We start from the raw sequence: 15,925 nt of genomic DNA, 5'->3' as shown, positions 1-15,925 counted from the left end.
GCAAACCAATGTTACGTTTAGATTTGCAGTTTTTCTCATCTAAAAAAGGTCAAGGTAGTTCAAGAAACGGCCGTGATTCTCAATCAAAACGTCTAGGCTCAAAACGTGCTGATGGACAAATGGTTACTGGAGGATCAATTCTTTACCGTCAACGTGGTACTAAAATCTATCCAGGAACTAACGTAGGACGTGGAGGAGACGACACACTTTACGCTAAAACTGATGGTATTGTTCGCTTTGAACGTGTAGGACGCGATCGCAAAAAGGTAAGTGTTTATCCATTACCAGTTACACAAGAAGCTTAATACCAAAAAGGCTCTATCCTGAATAAGGATAGAGCCTTTTTCTTTATACTAGTAACTCAACAGATTACTTCGCTCTGAAAATCCACTACGCTTTCCGCAGGGACGTCTTTAGCTAACTTGGAAGAAAGACACTTCCAAGTGGATCTTCAGATCGCGCTTTTCCTGCAGGAGTCGTAGTGGATTTTCATCGCTGGTCAGTAATATGTTTATTGATGAATTTGCTTTATCAACGATAACAGGCCTTTTCGAACCTTAAGTTCTTTCTAGCGAAGGAAGCAAATGGTCGACTCTCCAGCAGGAACAGCACGGGCTGAAGATCCACTCGGAAAGCGATCTTTGCTTATCCGAGTTAGCTGAAGCCGTGCCTGCGGAAAGGGAGACCATTTGCTGACGTAGCGGATAAGGGTCTTCTGTTACGTCGCAGTTTCTATCAATTGTGCATTATATTATAATTAAATTACCTTAATTAAGACTATACTACTGACATGGCCTTTCACAGTTAGCCTTTTTTTGCTATAATTTTTATGATATGAAATGAGGCGATGAAATATGAAAGATGAGGATGTAGTGGACCTATTACGTCATTATCGACATGATTGGATGAATGAGCTACAACTGATTATGGGATATGCACAATTGGGTAAGTTAGATAAAGTCCAGCAGAAAATAGAACAATCTGTAGAACGTGCTGTATCAGAGCGGAAAATGCAAAATATGTCATTACCTAAAATGGTACTTTGGCTTACGCAATTTAATTGGCGATTTGATAATTATCAATTGACTCATATTATTAATACTAGTGAGACACTTTCTATTGATGATCAAAAACTATATGAACAGTTAGAAAGAATAATGGTGCATTTTACTAAGTATTGTATGAAAACAGAGATGTATCATGGTACAATAAACATTCAACAATTAAATAACCAGCAATTAAAAATACAGCTTTCTTTCTCAGGTATTTTTGAAAAATCAAATGAGTTAAAAAATGAAATAGAACACTCTGATAAATTGTTAAATGTTGAAATAGAAAAAAGTCAACATGATCACGAAATTTGTACCGTGACATGGATAAGTGAATGAAGAGGTGACAGGATGTTTGTCGATCAGGTAAAAGTTTATGTTAAGGCTGGAGATGGCGGAAATGGACTAGTATCATTTCGTCGTGAGATATATGTACCAATGGGTGGACCTGCTGGTGGAGACGGTGGGAACGGTGCCGATATTATTTTTGAAGTAGATGAAGGATTAAACACATTAATGGATTTTCGTTATCAACGACATTTCAAAGCAAAACGCGGAGAAAATGGTATGAGTAAAGGACAACATGGCAAAAACTCATCTGCTATGGTATTAGCGGTCCCACCTGGGACAACCGTTCGAGATGATGCAACAGGTGAGGTTCTAGCAGACTTAGTAGAACATGGCCAGCGAGGTGTTATTGCAAAAGGTGGACGTGGTGGTCGTGGAAATATTCGTTTTGCTACTCCGAAAAACCCTGCTCCTGAAATAGCGGAAAAGGGCGAACCTGGTATAGAACGTGATATCACGCTTGAGCTTAAATTAATAGCGGATGTTGGTCTTGTTGGTTTTCCAAGTGTAGGTAAATCGACATTGTTATCTGTTGTAAGTGCAGCAAAACCGAAAATTGCTGATTATCATTTTACAACATTAGCACCTAATTTAGGTGTAGTTGAAACCGAAGATCTACGCGGATTTGTAATGGCTGATTTACCAGGTTTGATTGAAGGCGCGCATGAAGGTGTAGGACTAGGTCATCAGTTTTTACGACATGTTGAGAGAACACGTGTAGTTATTCATGTTCTTGATATGGCAGCAACAGAAGGTAGAGATCCTTTTGAAGATCTTGAAACAATTAAAAGAGAGTTACGCGCATATGATCCTGCTATATTAGAACGCCCACAAATTATTGTGGCAAATAAGATGGATATATTTGAAGCGGAAGAAAATTTAGAGCTATTTAAGGAAAAAATGGGTGATGAACATCCGATATATCCGATCTCAACGCTAACACGAAAGGGTATACGTGAACTTTTATTTGCTATTGCAGATAAATTAGCAGAAATACCGAAAACTGTTGCTGTAGAAGACGCACCAGAGCATATTGTCTATCGTTTTAAAGAAGAAGCACCAGCCTTTCAAATTACACGTGATCCAGATGGTGCATACGTGTTATATGGTGAAAAAATTGAGAAGTTATTTAAAATGACGGATTTAAATCGTGATGAATCTACACAGCGTTTTGCACGTCAATTACGTGGTATGGGTGTAGATGATGCGTTAAGGAAAAAAGGAGCAGAGAATGGAGATTCTGTTCGTTTGCTAGATTATACTTTTGAGTTTATAGAATAATCATTAAAAAATATATTAAAATCCTACTATCTAGTTGTATTTCTTCAAAAAGGGGATTGTTTTAAATGGTGGAGAATGCTGGGAAGTTTTACTTAATCAGAGGTGATTTTCTTCCGGAATCAATGCGTAAAACAATAGAAGCAAAAGAATTAATTGAGCGTGGAAAGGTAGATTCTGTTTTTGAAGCAGTGAAGCAGGTTGGTATTTCTAGAAGTGCATTCTATAAATATCGAGATGCAGTCTATCCTTTTCAGGCCATGCTTGAGGAGCGAATTATAACATTATCTTTTCATTTAGAAGATCGTGCAGGAACACTATCCAATCTTCTAACTACTGTTTCTGGAGCTGGTGGGAATATATTAACCATCCATCAAACAATTCCAATTCAAGGAAAGGCTAATGTAACAATTTCACTAAATACTGAAAGTCTAGAGGTAGGTATTGAGGAGTTATTGGAAAACTTACAGCAACTCGAATTTATAGATAAAGTAGAGATTTTAGGCTCGGGTGCTTAGGGAACTGGGGGAAATAATTGTGTCCACAAAAATTGGTTATTTAGGTCCTAAGGGGACGTTCACCAAAACAGCAGTAGACGCACTATTTAATGATGGTGAAAAAGTAAGTTATTTAACGATTCCAGAATGCATCGATGCTGTAAAATACGGTCATATTACGTATGGTGTCTTACCGTTAGAGAATGCACTTGAAGGAACAGTTAATATAACGTTAGACTATCTGATTCAATATAAGTCGCTCAAGATTGTTAGTGAAGTTGTTGTTCCAATTCGACAACACCTCATGGTTCACCCAGATCATCTAAATGATTGGAAAAGTATTACTACTATATATTCACATCCGCATGCGTTAGCACAGTGTCATCGATTTCTTCATAATGGAATGAAACATGTATCTGCAGAAACGTTTACTTCAACGGGTGCTGCTGCTAAGTTTGTTAGTGAGAATGCTGATTTGAAAATTGGAGCTATTGCAAATGAACTGGCTGCAAAAGAATATGGACTAGAAATTGTCCAAGCAAACATCCATGATTTTAAAAATAATCATACTCGGTTTATTGTATTACATAAAAATGATACAGAATGGCATCCAGAAAAGCTAACTTTAAAAGGGTATAAAACAACATTAATGATTTCCTTGCCAACTGACCATCCTGGTGCGCTACATCAAGTTTTGTCGGCATTTGCTTGGCGTAAAATTAATTTATCTAAGATAGAATCACGGCCAATGAAAACAGGTTTAGGGAATTATTATTTCTTAGTAGATATAGAAAAAAAGATGGATGACATTCTTATTCCGAATACAATTACTGAAATGGAAGCCTTAGGTTGCTCAGCTGAAGTATTGGGTAGCTATCCGTATTTTTTATATGATGATACATTAAAATGATGAAACAGTTGGTGCCACTTACTATAAGTGGCGCCAACTGTTTTTTTAGAGTGGAAAAGAGGTTTTAACTATTGATAATGATACCTAATTCTTTTAATTTTTGATAGGCAGCCTCTAATTTTTCTTCTTGATCTGCTTCAATTGTATGCAAATGGACACCATTCGTTAGATTCAATAAATAAGGTGCATTTGTCATTTTTATTTTATTTAAAAACTGTATAACTTCACTCCTATTACTCACCATAATAGAAGCTTTTAAGTCACCATATACTGGGTGTTCTATAATAACGTTTCTAACAGTTACTCCCTGGTCTACAATACATTCTAGTTCTTCTTGTGTTTGCTCTGGTCCATGCTCACAAGCTATAATTCGTTGGTAAATCTTATTTTTAGGTTCCTCTTCTAAATAAATATACCCTTGGCTTGTTGCCATGATTGGTTCGTTTTTTGCTTTTAATAAAGAAATATCTTGCACAATAACTTGGCGACTGACTCCAGCTTTTTCAGCTAATTCACTGCCTGTGAGAGCACCTTTATGTTCTTGTAACCAGCTTAAAATAGCTGTTCTTCGTTTAGATCCAATCATTTTATTTGTTTGATTCATTATAAAATTCCTTTCTATACATTTCCCCATTGCTTCACTACATTTTCGCATACTTCTATCGCTTTATCTAGATCATTTTGCGTGGTAGTCTCACCAAAAGAGAAACGAATAAAGTGCTTTGATTCTTGAAGAGGTATACCAATTGCTTGCATCATACGTGAAGGTTCCTCACTTCCAACACTACAAGCACTACCGGTTGAGATAGCAATACCAGCTTGATTATAAGCTAACATCGTATAGTCGCCAGGAATTGTGTCAAATAAAATTCCTACGATATGTGGTAGTTGTCTTGAACTGGTGAAAGTTCGTAATGGAAAATTCCGTTTATTTAATTCGCTGATAAACGCAGCACGAAGATTTCCAATACGTTGTGCTTCATGTTGAATAGTTGATACTGTCTCATTTGCTGCTGTAACAAATGCTGCAATTGCAGGGATATCCATTGTACCTGTGTGAAGGACAGACTTTTGCCCTAAAATGGCTGGATTTACATATAATGCTCCGATCCCCTTTGGTCCGTGCACTTTATGACTGGAAATTGCATAACTGTCGACTTTTAGGTCTGATATACAAACAGGCAACTTCCCGAATGCTTGCACGCCATCACTATGAAACAGTATATTTTGTGTTCGTAACCATGCACCAATCTCCTCAATAGGCTGAATTGCGCCAATTTCTGAATTCACATGTTGAACGACGACGAGGACAGTATCCTTTTTAACACTAGTTTGTACTGTCTTTAGTTCAACTTCACCAGTTTGATTAGTTGGTAAATAGGTAATCTGATACCCTTGATACTTCTGTAAATCTTTTAAATAGTTCGTAATTGACTTATGCTCAAATGCGGTTGTAATGATATGTTTCCCTTGTTTTTTTGTGGAACGTAGTAATAATTGGATCGCTAGTTGATTTGCATCAGTTCCGCCACGTGAAAAATAGATACTATTAGATGGTGCTTGTAGAATCGATTCCATTTCATTTTGGCTAAATTGTAAGACGTCTGCAGCAGCTGAACCAATATCATGTAAACTATTGGTATTTCCATAACATTGTACGGCAACTTTTTGATAGACCTCCAATGCATGTGTGCTTATAGGTGTTGTAGCGGCATTATCTAAATCAATCATTGGGTTATTTCCTCTCGAACATAATAGTTGTTATTATTCATTTTAAAATAAGTATTGTCATCTGTAAACAATTATGTAAAGATAGGTGTAAAGACAGAAGTAATGTTTAGGGGAAGGGGTGCACGAACAATAGAAAAAGATTGCGTACTAATAATTGGAAGCGGAATAGCAGCATGTACTGCAGCACTTCAACTAGCAAAAGATAAACGTGTATTACTTATTACAAAAGGAGAACTTACAGATAACAACACGATTCGTGCACAAGGTGGAATTGCTGCTGTAGTTGATCAGAGAGATAGCTGGGAGTTACACGTACAAGATACAATCAAAGCAGGATATAATTTGAACAACGAAGAAGCTGTAGAACTCTTAGTGAAAAAAGGCTCAAGCTATATTCAAAAACTTGCTCAAGAAGGTTTTCCTTTTGATTATGATGCTAATCAAGTGCTATCACTTGGAAAAGAAGGCGCACACAGTCGCAGACGTATTTTACATGCAGGGGGAGATGCAACAGGAAAAGCAATCATTACCTTTTTACATCAACAAATTAGTACTGCTATTGAAATAATTACGAATCGGACCGTTATTGAGCTAATCATGGAAGGAAACAGGTGTATAGGAGTCCAGGTGATCGATGAAGAAGGTGTTGTATCCAATCTATATGCTGATTCTGTTGTGCTAGCTACTGGAGGATGTGGCGCCCTATTTGACGTTACATCGAATCATCCAGCCATGCTAGGCGAAGGGATTGGGTTAGCCTATCAAGCTGGAGCAATATTGACTGATCTAGAATTCATTCAATTTCATCCTACATTATTGTGGAAAGATAATCAGAGCTTTGGATTAATCTCAGAAGCGGTAAGAGGAGAAGGAGCAAGATTAGTTACGGGTAATGGGGATTTTATTATGGAAAATGTTCATCCGCTCCTTGATTTAGCTCCGCGTGACGTTGTTGCCCGTACAATTCAAACTGTTCGAAACAAAGGCACTGCTGTCTATTTAGATATTTCACAGATAAAAGACTTTCGCATGCGCTTTCCATCGATTACAACTCTATGTGAAGAAGCGAACGTAAATATATCGAAAGGTCTATTACCTGTTTCACCAGGCGTACATTTTGCTATGGGTGGTGTACAAACCGATAAATATGGCAGAACATCTGTAGCAGGCTTATATGCAGTTGGTGAAGTAGCTTGTACTGGTGCTCATGGTGCAAATCGCTTAGCAAGCAATTCGCTCTTAGAAGGTCTTGTTTATGGTCAACAAGTTGCAAGACATATTTCAAAATTACCAAATAAGCAACAAAATAATAGGAAAGTAGATGAAACAAGCAGCCGTGATTTGCATTGCAGTAAGATATCCTTACCAGAACAAGCAGAGATAAAAAAGATCATGACAGAATATGCGGGAATTCAACGTGATTATCAAGGATTACAAGTAGCAAAGAATTGGTTAGAAAACTTTTGTGTGCATAAACCGATTGCATCCGTTCCATCTACTCAAAAAGCGCTATTTAACCAATTAACGGCAAGTTGGTTGTTGGTTACCTCTGCTCTGGCTCGGAATGAAAGTCGAGGATCGCATTACCGGATGGATTTTCCGGAGAATAGGGAATCTTGGGAAAATAAACATATCGAAAGATATAAAGAGATAGATTGGCAACAAGCGATAACTGGAGGAGAATTATGAACGATTTAAAAGCAAAAGAAAAGCTAAAAGAATTTTTATTAGAAGATATAGGAGATCATGATCTAACAAGTCGACTGCTTTTTTCAAGAGATGAAAAAGCACAAGCATGGATTATTGCAAAAGATGCAGGGATTTTAGCTGGAGTAGATTTAATTGACATGACCTATCAACTAATTGACCAGACAGTAGAAGTTATCAAACATAAGAATGACGGCGAGCGGTTTGAAAAAGGTGATCGCATTGCTAAGGTAACAGGGGAAATGAGCACGATACTTACAGGTGAACGGGTTGTATTAAATTTATTACAACGAATGAGTGGTATTGCCACACTCACTGATCAGGCTAGTAAGCAATTAAACAGTAATCATACAAAAATAGTTGATACAAGAAAAACGACACCTGGATTACGTATGTTTGAGAAATATGCTGTTACATGTGGTGGGGGGTATAATCATCGTTTTGGATTATATGACGGGGTGATGATTAAAGATAATCACATTGCTTTATATGGTTCGATTGAAAAGGCAGTTGAAAAAGTAAAAAGTAAACTCGGTCATATGGTGAAAATAGAAGTAGAGACTGAATCAATTACACAAGTAGAAGAAGCAGTTAGGGTTGGAGCAGATATCATTATGTTTGATAATCAGTCACCAGAAGCAATTATAGAAGGATTAAAAATTATTCCGGATAATATCGTAACAGAAGCATCTGGAAACATCACCCTCGATACGATTGCTAATTTCCGTGATACCGGAATTGATTATATTTCTTTAGGTTTTATAACACATGCTGCAAGATCGATTGACATTAGTATGGATATTCAGTTAAAGGGGGAATTAGAGCATGCAAGTACTTGACTTCTTAAAAGCATCACATCAACTTCCTGAAAAATATAAAAGTCTAACAAAAGTAGAAATGGAGAATGAAGTAAAACGTATAAAGGAACAAATGGGAGATCGTTTATTTATACCTGGACATCATTATCAGAAAGATGAGGTGATTCAATTTGCTGATGTAACTGGTGATTCACTACAACTTGCACAGCTAGCACAAGCAAATACAAAAGCGGAATATATCGTGTTTTGTGGTGTTCATTTTATGGCTGAGACAGCGGATATGTTAACAAATCAGAAACAAAAAGTAATTCTACCAGATATGCGTGCAGGTTGCTCAATGGCAGATATGGCAAATATTGATCAAACTGAAAACTGCTGGACATCTTTACAACAGACGTTTGGTGATACAATTGTACCTATAACATACGTGAATTCTACCGCTGCTATTAAAGCTTTTGTCGGTAAAAATGGTGGTGCAACAGTTACCTCATCAAATGCTACAAAAATAGTCGAGTGGGCATTTACGCAAAAAGAGCGAATTCTATTTTTACCTGATCAACATTTAGGTCGAAATACTGCTTATGATTTAGGAATACCATTAGATGCGATGGCAATTTGGAATCCGATTAGCAACCAACTCAAGTATGAAGGAGATGTCACTCAAATTAGAGTTATTTTATGGAAGGGGCATTGCTCTGTTCATGAAAACTTCAGCGTTGCAAATGTAGAGAATAATAGAGAAACAGATGCCGAACGAAAAATTATCGTCCATCCAGAATGTAGTTGGGAAGTCGTTCAAGCGGCTGATTATGCCGGCTCTACAAAATACATTATTGACAAGATATCAAAATCTGCACCACAGAGTAAATGGGCAATTGGAACAGAAATGAACTTAGTGAAGCGATTAATAAAGGATAATCCAGATAAGGATATTACCTCATTGAATCCTTTTATGTGCCCTTGTTTAACAATGAATCGAATTGATTTACCTCATTTGTTATGGGCACTAGAATCGGCAGAACAGGGTGTTATTACGAATCAGGTTATCGTAGACCATGAAACAACAGAAGCGGCAAAAAGCGCTTTAGAACAAATGCTCATTCATACCTGATCATGCATGTTAAACACTTCAACTACATATATGTAGTTGAAGTGTTTTTTTATTTTATTTTTATTTTTTATCAACTTTCTAGGTGAATCGCATATGTTGATAATGAATTATACTGTTATATGCCTAATTCACCCAGTGCTAAAATATAGGAAGGAGTTTTCACTGTTGAAAATTCATATTGTACAAAAAGGTGATACGTTATGGAATCTTGCTCAGAAATATGGGGTTAATTTTGAAGAAGTAAAGCAATTAAATGCACAATTAGCAGATCCAAATCAGATTATGCCGGGTATGAAAATTAAAATACCTACGTCGACTAAACAAGTACAACAACCTGTAAATGACAAAACGATGCATCCTTATAAAGATACGTCAAAAAAAGCGCAACCGGTTATGTATGAGGATGATACAAAAAAAACAACCCAAGTAAAAAAACAAATGCCAGTAAAAGCTGAACCGATGCCAATGCCGCAACCAATTCAGTTGCCGAATTTGCCTAATTTTTATTCCACTAATTATAATATTGATGTAGACATTGAAGATAATGATACAGAAATTAGCCAACATAATTTTCATTATATGGAACAACCAACTCAACAACAACCAGTGCAAAAACCGGTACAACAGCAAATGCCACCACAACCGATGCCACAACCAATGCAACCAGCTTATCATATGATGCAGCCATGTATGCCATGTATGCCACCGATGCAGCACATGCCATGTCCACCACAACACATGCCAAGTTTATCTGCAGCTCCAATCGATCCTTGTCAACAATTTCAATCACCACAGAGTTTAATGCATGGTCAGCAACAGCCACCTGTTTACCAAGGATATGAGGCGTACGATGAAATGGAATCGTCTAGTATTGAAATGCCACCAATGCCTAACCAATATACGCAACAACCAGCCAAGTGGGAAATGAATCCTGGTATGTATGGAGTTGGGCAACAAGGTAATGCGCCGATGGCTCAGCAGAATATGATGCCTAATGGGTTTAATCAGTCACCACCTCCAAATGGTATGAATATGCCACAGGGTATGCCACAAGGAATGCAACCAGGGATGCAAATGCCGGATCAACCGTTTTATCCAACCCAACAAGGGGATCCAGGTATGATGCCACCACAAATGGGCTCTAATATGCCATTTCAACCAATGCGACAAATGGGTTCACCTTATCCGTATCGTATGACTGAAGATGATGAGGGTAATGAATAGGAGTAAACGAGACGATTCAACAAAGAGTCGTCTCGCTTCTTTTTTCTTAGAAGAAGGTGATTTAAAAATAGCTACAATAAACATCGTAAAGTATCCGATATTTAAATTAAAGACAGTAACGGATCAACTTTACATTATTAAAGGTTATAAACAGTTTTCTGTTATGGATAAACAATGGAAGTTTTTTACTGAAGTGAACCAATCCTTTATAACGGGGTTTATTGCGTTTCCGAATAAGAAACATTTCATAGAGGGGTTTGGGTATTATTGGGCATTGCAACCTTATCATCATGCTACAAAACTTGATTATCAAAAAGAGGAAGATCGGCAAGCAGCACTACAAACATTAACAGACTTTCATGAAGTTACGCGAGGTATACGTATTGACACTAAAATGAGTCAGACTGACATAATAGGTAAGTGGTTCAGACGTTTAGAGAAGTGGCGTCAAACTAAACAGATATTAATTAATACTGGGAATCTAGTATTGTATAGTGAAGTAGAAAATGTAATGTTAGAACGAATCGATCTGTACCGATCGGAGAATACACCGGAAATTGAAGCTAATAAGCTTTATCTTTTAAATTGGAATCACGGTGATGTTGCTTCTCACAATTTTTTGAGAGATAATAGAAATAGAATATACATGATTGATTTTGACTTGTTGTCAAATGCTCCACCAATATATGATTATATCCAGTTATGTCAACGCTTCTTGCCATATATTGATCACAGTCTTGATCAATTATTCACGTACATACAAACCTTTTCACTTAAAGAATGGCGCCTGTTATTAATTGGTCTAACAGTGCCAACGGATTTAATACGTGAATGGTGGTATTATACGATAAGACCTCATACAGAAGCAGAAATAGAAGCATATATTGGCCAGTTTTCTATCAGTTGGCAGGAGCGGAAAAAATTTGTTGATCAAGTCGATACCATGCTAAAATAATAGTAATTATAGTGGAAGGGGATAATCAAAGATGCAAGAAACAGCAGATAAACTCGTAAAATGGTTGCAAGACCAAATCAAAGAAACGGAATTAAAAGGCCTAATAGTTGGTGTAAGCGGAGGAATTGATTCAGCGGTTGTTGCAAATCTTATTAAACGTGCTGCTCCTAATGCATCTTTAGGTGTTATGATGCCATGTAAAAGTAACCCTGAAGATTTAGCGCATGCAAATAAAGTGGTAGAAGCTGCTGGAATAGACAATGTAACAATTGATTTAACGCAAACACATGAAACGATGCTAGCTGAAATTAATAGCCAATTGACTCAGGCAGGTACACTAAATCCTGAACAACAGCAATTAGCAGATGCTAATTTACGTGCGCGTTTACGTATGAGCACATTATATGCATTAGCAGCAAACCATCAGTATTTAGTCGTAGGTACAGACAATGCCGCAGAATGGTATACTGGCTACTTCACTAAATTTGGAGACGGTGGTGTTGATTTAGTGCCATTAGTACATCAAACTAAAGGTGAAGTAAAAGACTTAGCAAAAGTGTTAGGTGTACCAGATGAAATTATCAATAAAAAACCAAGTGCAGGTTTATGGGAAGGCCAAACGGATGAGAATGAAATGGGCACAAGTTATGCAACTATTGATCGTTATCTAAAAGGAAATGAAGTACCTGAAAAGGATAAAGAGATTATCGATCGAATGCATCGTACAACTGCACATAAACGTGAAATGGCTAAAGCTCCTGAAGCTTTTTAACAGATTGGGATAATTAGTAGAAGGCTCTTCGTCGGTAACATGACAAAGAGCCTTTTACCTATTTTTAAGGAAAATGTAGATATGTTATAGTAATATATAGAAAAATAATAATAACGGTATATTTAAGAAAGGATGTTATTCAATTGGCAGGTCATTCGAAATGGAAGAATATTGAACGTCGTAAAAACGCACAAGATGCAAAAAAAGGTAAAATATTCATGAAGGCAGCAAAGGACATCTTTATCGCAGCAAAACAGGGTGGAGGGGACCCTGAAATGAATCCTTCCTTACGTCTAGCTATAGATAAAGCAAAAGCAACTAACATGCCAAATGATAATATTGATCGTGCAATTAAAAAAGCAACTGGTGATTTAGATGGTGCAAATTACGAAGAAGTTATCTATGAAGGATATGGACCTGGTGGTGTGGCAGTAATGGTCGAATTGTTAACAGATAATAAAAATCGAGCAGCAGCTGATGTACGCCATGCATTTACAAAAAATAATGGTAATTTAGGCGAAAATGGCTGTGTTGCTTTTATGTTTGAACGGAAAGGATATCTAGTGATTGAAAGGTCCACAACGGATGCTGATGAAGACACGATGCTTTTTACCGCAATTGAAGCAGGGGCAGACGAAATGGAAACGAGTGAAGACGTATTTGAAATTTATACAGCGGTAGAAGATTTCCAAGAAGTTAAAACTAATTTAATGGAAGCAGAATACAAGTTAGAAACAGCAGAAGTAACAATGTTTCCCCAAACGTATACCGATTTAAGTAAAGAGGATTTGGAATCAATGGAACAGCTACTAACTGTATTAGAAGATTTAGAGGATGTTCAAGAAATTCATCATAATGGATTGATAGAATAAAAATGACTGAAAATAGATAAAATTCTGACACATCTTTATATTTTTTAAAGAAAAATGGGCATGAAGCCATTTCTAAATCAAGTAAATTAGAATATAATGATAAAAAACATAACGAGGTGTCTTAAATGAGTGAAATAAATGATAGTGACGCTTTACAAGATCAATTTACTGCTGAGAGAGAAGATGCGCTCAAACGTTTAGATCATTTTATAAATGATGACAAAGATTACTATGTAATCTATCAAAAAGCGAATCAAAGTGCAAAAAGAGAATTGAAATTTAATCAGGTTAAGAAAATGAAAGAAAACAAGTATGCTATTGCCATGCATAATGAAGATTTTAATGATGCTATTCGTTACTATAATGGTGAAGAAATTATTCTTGAAGAAAATGAAATATTCGAAGTGCGAATCATTGATCCAGATGAATATGATTTTGTTGTGTATACCGACTAAATTTATTAGTCGGTATTTTTGTTGATTTTTGAATAATTTTTAGAAAAAAGGGATAAATAATTAACTATTGGTCAAACATAATAATGATAGGACAAACTATTGTTGCATAAGTTTAAATGACCGAGGTGAAACAAGTGCATAGAAAAAAACTTTATATAAGTTTGGTAATTAGTATAATAGCAATTGGGATTTTAATAGTTAGTGTTAACAACATACAAGATGATGTTAATGAAGTTGAAAAGGAAGTTACGCCAACGACAAGCCAACCAGCAATAAATGAACAGCTCGTTTTAGAAGTAACATTACAGAAACAATATGTTGATGGTAAAATAGAGCAAGAAACGCATGAAGAGTCTATTGGTGCAATGGAAGACTTTTGGGCAACTTATGAAGATTGGCAATTAATAGAACAGTCTTCAGGAGAAATGACTTTCAGAAAACAAGTGGATGATATTTCTCCTTACTTAAAAGCAAATGGTTATTTTGGTTTGCAAGAAGGAATGCTGTCTATTTTTGAGGGTGCACCATTACATCAACAAGTAATTCAATCGTTTTATCAAATTGATACAAGTACATTAGAGAGTTTTCAAATAGAAGAATTAGAATCAGGAATTAAGATTGAATCCATAGAGACTTATCATAAAATTTTAGAAGTTTATCGTGATCTCTCTCCAACAAAACAAGTGCAAGGTTAACAAGTAAAGCGGATAGATGCTTTGCTTGTTTTCTTTTGTTTTATTGTTACTTTCTCAACTTTCGCAATGTAAAACAGGCACTTAAGTCTTGGTATAACAAGAAATTCTCACAATCCAAAATAGAAGTTGACTTCACGCTTCTTTGGTAATCATCTGCGTTTAATCTGACGCAATTGAGAAAAACTCTGTCGTAAGTGGTTTACAACTCTAGACACGCTACGGTAGCAAATGGTCTCCCTTTCCGTGGGCACAACCTCAGCTATCTATAGAAGCGAAGAGCACTTCTATAGAGGATCTTCGGTTTGTGCTGTTCCCACTGGAGTGTCAACCATTTGCTACCTTCGCTGGATAGCGTATCTCTGTTTTAAACAGGTGACAATATCACTTTTTATTGAATCTAAAGCATATTCTAGTTACGCTTTAATTACAAATAATAGTGCATTTTACACAATTTCTATTCACGGACTAAAACTAGCGGATCAAGCGAAATGGGCGATATCCTCGAAAATAATAATATTTTCTTCGTGCGATGTTTCGCTGTCGTAGCATTCCTTGTCCTGTAGGAACAGCACGTGCCTACGGAAAGGGAGACCATTTTGCTTGAGAAGCGAGGCGAAAGTTCTGTTAGATGCCCATTTATATAAAGATCGTTACGACAGAGTCTATGGTTATTCACTAATAAACAATTTTTAAAATTGTGTCAAGCTTTATAAGGAACACACGCTACACTCATAAAAGCCAATGTTTAGCGCTTATTTTTTAAGTGAGAAAGTTGCGTTACTTTTTAACGTATTATGCTCAAATGTCTGAAAGTGATGTTATACGAACGTACGATTGTGTGATAAACTAGAGTAAAGATTTTTTGGCAAAATGTTAGGGAGAGATGATGATGATTGCATACATAAATGGTAAACTAGATACGGTGACTGAAACCACTGCTATTGTTGAAGCGAACGGGGTAGGCTATGAGATTATTTGTGCCAATCCGTTTAAGTTTCAAGATCAGTTAGGTGAGCAGGTGCGTATTTATACGTATCACTACATAAGAGAAGATGCGCAAACTTTATTTGGTTTTTCAAAAGTAGATGAAAAATCCTTATTTGCACGGATTTTAAATGTTTCTGGAATTGGACCCAAAGGTGCTTTATCAATTGTCGCAACTGCTGGTGTACAAGATTTTGTTGTAGCGATTGAAGAGGAAGACGAAAAATTCTTAACGAGCTTTCCTGGTGTAGGAAAAAAGACTGCACGCCAAATGATATTAGACCTTAAAGGAAAGTTAACAATAGAATTTGATGTATCTGCTCAGTCATCTGATCCTAAAACTGTTAAGGTTACAACGGATCAAATAAAAGCACTAGATGAAACGACTGAAGTTCTGAAATCACTAGGATACTCTGATCGAGAAATTAAACAAATTACGCCAAGTTTAAAAGAAGAGGCTTCTAAAAATACGGATGAATTAGTGCGAAAAGGTTTAGCACTACTTATGCAGAATTAATG

The 15,925-nt window shown here is 36.4% G+C and carries 17 protein-coding genes; 15 read left to right on the top strand and 2 right to left on the bottom strand.

Features of this window, described 5'->3' with window-relative positions; translation table 11 throughout:
• Positions 1 to 8: 8 nt before the first annotated feature.
• The 5 genes from rpmA to pheA all read left to right on the top strand — a co-directional run bounded on the left by rpmA (position 9) and on the right by pheA (position 4,082).
• Complete coding sequence (gene rpmA, locus D2K60_RS17880; RefSeq protein WP_112181481.1) at positions 9 to 305, top strand: 50S ribosomal protein L27; 297 nt, start codon at positions 9 to 11, stop codon at positions 303 to 305.
• Positions 306 to 854: 549 nt separating this feature from the next.
• On the top strand, positions 855 to 1,388 hold the full coding sequence (locus tag D2K60_RS17875; RefSeq protein WP_117170430.1) for a Spo0B domain-containing protein: 534 nt from the start codon (positions 855 to 857) through the stop codon (positions 1,386 to 1,388).
• A gap of 12 nt (positions 1,389 to 1,400) precedes the next feature.
• Positions 1,401 to 2,678 (top strand): GTPase ObgE, encoded by a 1,278-nt coding sequence (gene obgE, locus D2K60_RS17870; protein ID WP_117170429.1) that lies wholly within the window; start codon positions 1,401 to 1,403, stop codon positions 2,676 to 2,678.
• Positions 2,679 to 2,743: 65 nt separating this feature from the next.
• Positions 2,744 to 3,193 carry an ACT domain-containing protein gene (locus D2K60_RS17865; RefSeq protein WP_117170428.1) on the top strand — a complete coding sequence of 150 codons (450 nt, stop codon included), beginning with the start codon at positions 2,744 to 2,746 and terminating at the stop codon, positions 3,191 to 3,193.
• A gap of 16 nt (positions 3,194 to 3,209) precedes the next feature.
• Positions 3,210 to 4,082 (top strand): prephenate dehydratase, encoded by an 873-nt coding sequence (pheA, locus tag D2K60_RS17860; protein ID WP_117170668.1) that lies wholly within the window; start codon positions 3,210 to 3,212, stop codon positions 4,080 to 4,082.
• A gap of 64 nt (positions 4,083 to 4,146) precedes the next feature.
• Here pheA and D2K60_RS17855 read toward each other — a convergent pair whose 3' ends face one another.
• Together D2K60_RS17855 and D2K60_RS17850 are read right to left on the bottom strand one after the other, a co-directional pair.
• A complete protein-coding gene (locus D2K60_RS17855) occupies positions 4,147 to 4,686 on the bottom strand; it encodes a transcription repressor NadR (RefSeq protein ID WP_117170427.1) in 540 nt (179 codons plus the stop codon).
• Positions 4,687 to 4,700: 14 nt separating this feature from the next.
• Positions 4,701 to 5,813 (bottom strand): IscS subfamily cysteine desulfurase, encoded by a 1,113-nt coding sequence (locus tag D2K60_RS17850; protein ID WP_117170426.1) that lies wholly within the window; start codon positions 5,811 to 5,813, stop codon positions 4,701 to 4,703.
• 102 nt (positions 5,814 to 5,915) lie between these two features.
• Between D2K60_RS17850 and nadB the strand changes: the two genes are divergently transcribed.
• The 10 genes from nadB (at position 5,916) to ruvA (ending at position 15,923) form a co-directional block, all read left to right on the top strand.
• A complete protein-coding gene (gene nadB, locus D2K60_RS17845; RefSeq protein WP_117170425.1) occupies positions 5,916 to 7,502 on the top strand; it encodes an L-aspartate oxidase in 1,587 nt (528 codons plus the stop codon).
• The gene (gene nadC / locus D2K60_RS17840; RefSeq protein ID WP_117170424.1) at positions 7,499 to 8,359 is read left to right on the top strand and encodes a carboxylating nicotinate-nucleotide diphosphorylase; all 861 of its coding nucleotides are present in this window, start codon (positions 7,499 to 7,501) and stop codon (positions 8,357 to 8,359) included. The genes nadB and nadC overlap by 4 nt, the downstream gene beginning before the upstream one ends.
• A complete protein-coding gene (gene nadA, locus D2K60_RS17835) occupies positions 8,346 to 9,449 on the top strand; it encodes a quinolinate synthase NadA (RefSeq protein ID WP_117170423.1) in 1,104 nt (367 codons plus the stop codon). Before nadC ends, nadA begins: the two co-directional genes overlap by 14 nt.
• Before the next feature lie 165 nt (positions 9,450 to 9,614).
• The gene (gene safA, locus D2K60_RS17830) at positions 9,615 to 10,673 is read left to right on the top strand and encodes a SafA/ExsA family spore coat assembly protein (RefSeq protein ID WP_117170422.1); all 1,059 of its coding nucleotides are present in this window, start codon (positions 9,615 to 9,617) and stop codon (positions 10,671 to 10,673) included.
• Positions 10,666 to 11,628 (top strand): phosphotransferase, encoded by a 963-nt coding sequence (locus tag D2K60_RS17825; protein WP_162880787.1) that lies wholly within the window; start codon positions 10,666 to 10,668, stop codon positions 11,626 to 11,628. Before safA ends, D2K60_RS17825 begins: the two co-directional genes overlap by 8 nt.
• Before the next feature lie 31 nt (positions 11,629 to 11,659).
• Positions 11,660 to 12,400: an NAD(+) synthase gene (gene nadE, locus D2K60_RS17820; protein WP_117170420.1), complete on the top strand. Its 741-nt coding sequence runs from the start codon at positions 11,660 to 11,662 to the stop codon at positions 12,398 to 12,400.
• Between the two features lie 143 nt (positions 12,401 to 12,543).
• Positions 12,544 to 13,272: a YebC/PmpR family DNA-binding transcriptional regulator gene (locus D2K60_RS17815; RefSeq protein WP_117170419.1), complete on the top strand. Its 729-nt coding sequence runs from the start codon at positions 12,544 to 12,546 to the stop codon at positions 13,270 to 13,272.
• A gap of 125 nt (positions 13,273 to 13,397) precedes the next feature.
• Positions 13,398 to 13,727: a hypothetical protein gene (locus D2K60_RS17810; RefSeq protein ID WP_117170418.1), complete on the top strand. Its 330-nt coding sequence runs from the start codon at positions 13,398 to 13,400 to the stop codon at positions 13,725 to 13,727.
• 134 nt (positions 13,728 to 13,861) lie between these two features.
• Entirely contained in the window at positions 13,862 to 14,422 is a 561-nt protein-coding gene (locus D2K60_RS17805; RefSeq protein ID WP_162880786.1) for a BofC C-terminal domain-containing protein, read from the top strand.
• Between the two features lie 889 nt (positions 14,423 to 15,311).
• A complete protein-coding gene (gene ruvA / locus D2K60_RS17800) occupies positions 15,312 to 15,923 on the top strand; it encodes a Holliday junction branch migration protein RuvA (protein WP_117169119.1) in 612 nt (203 codons plus the stop codon).
• The last annotated feature ends 2 nt before the right edge of the window (positions 15,924 to 15,925 follow it).

This window comes from Paraliobacillus sediminis (genome assembly GCF_003426055.1).
Note: the sequence above shows the minus strand (reverse complement) of the source record. Positions and strands in the feature narration are given on the sequence as shown.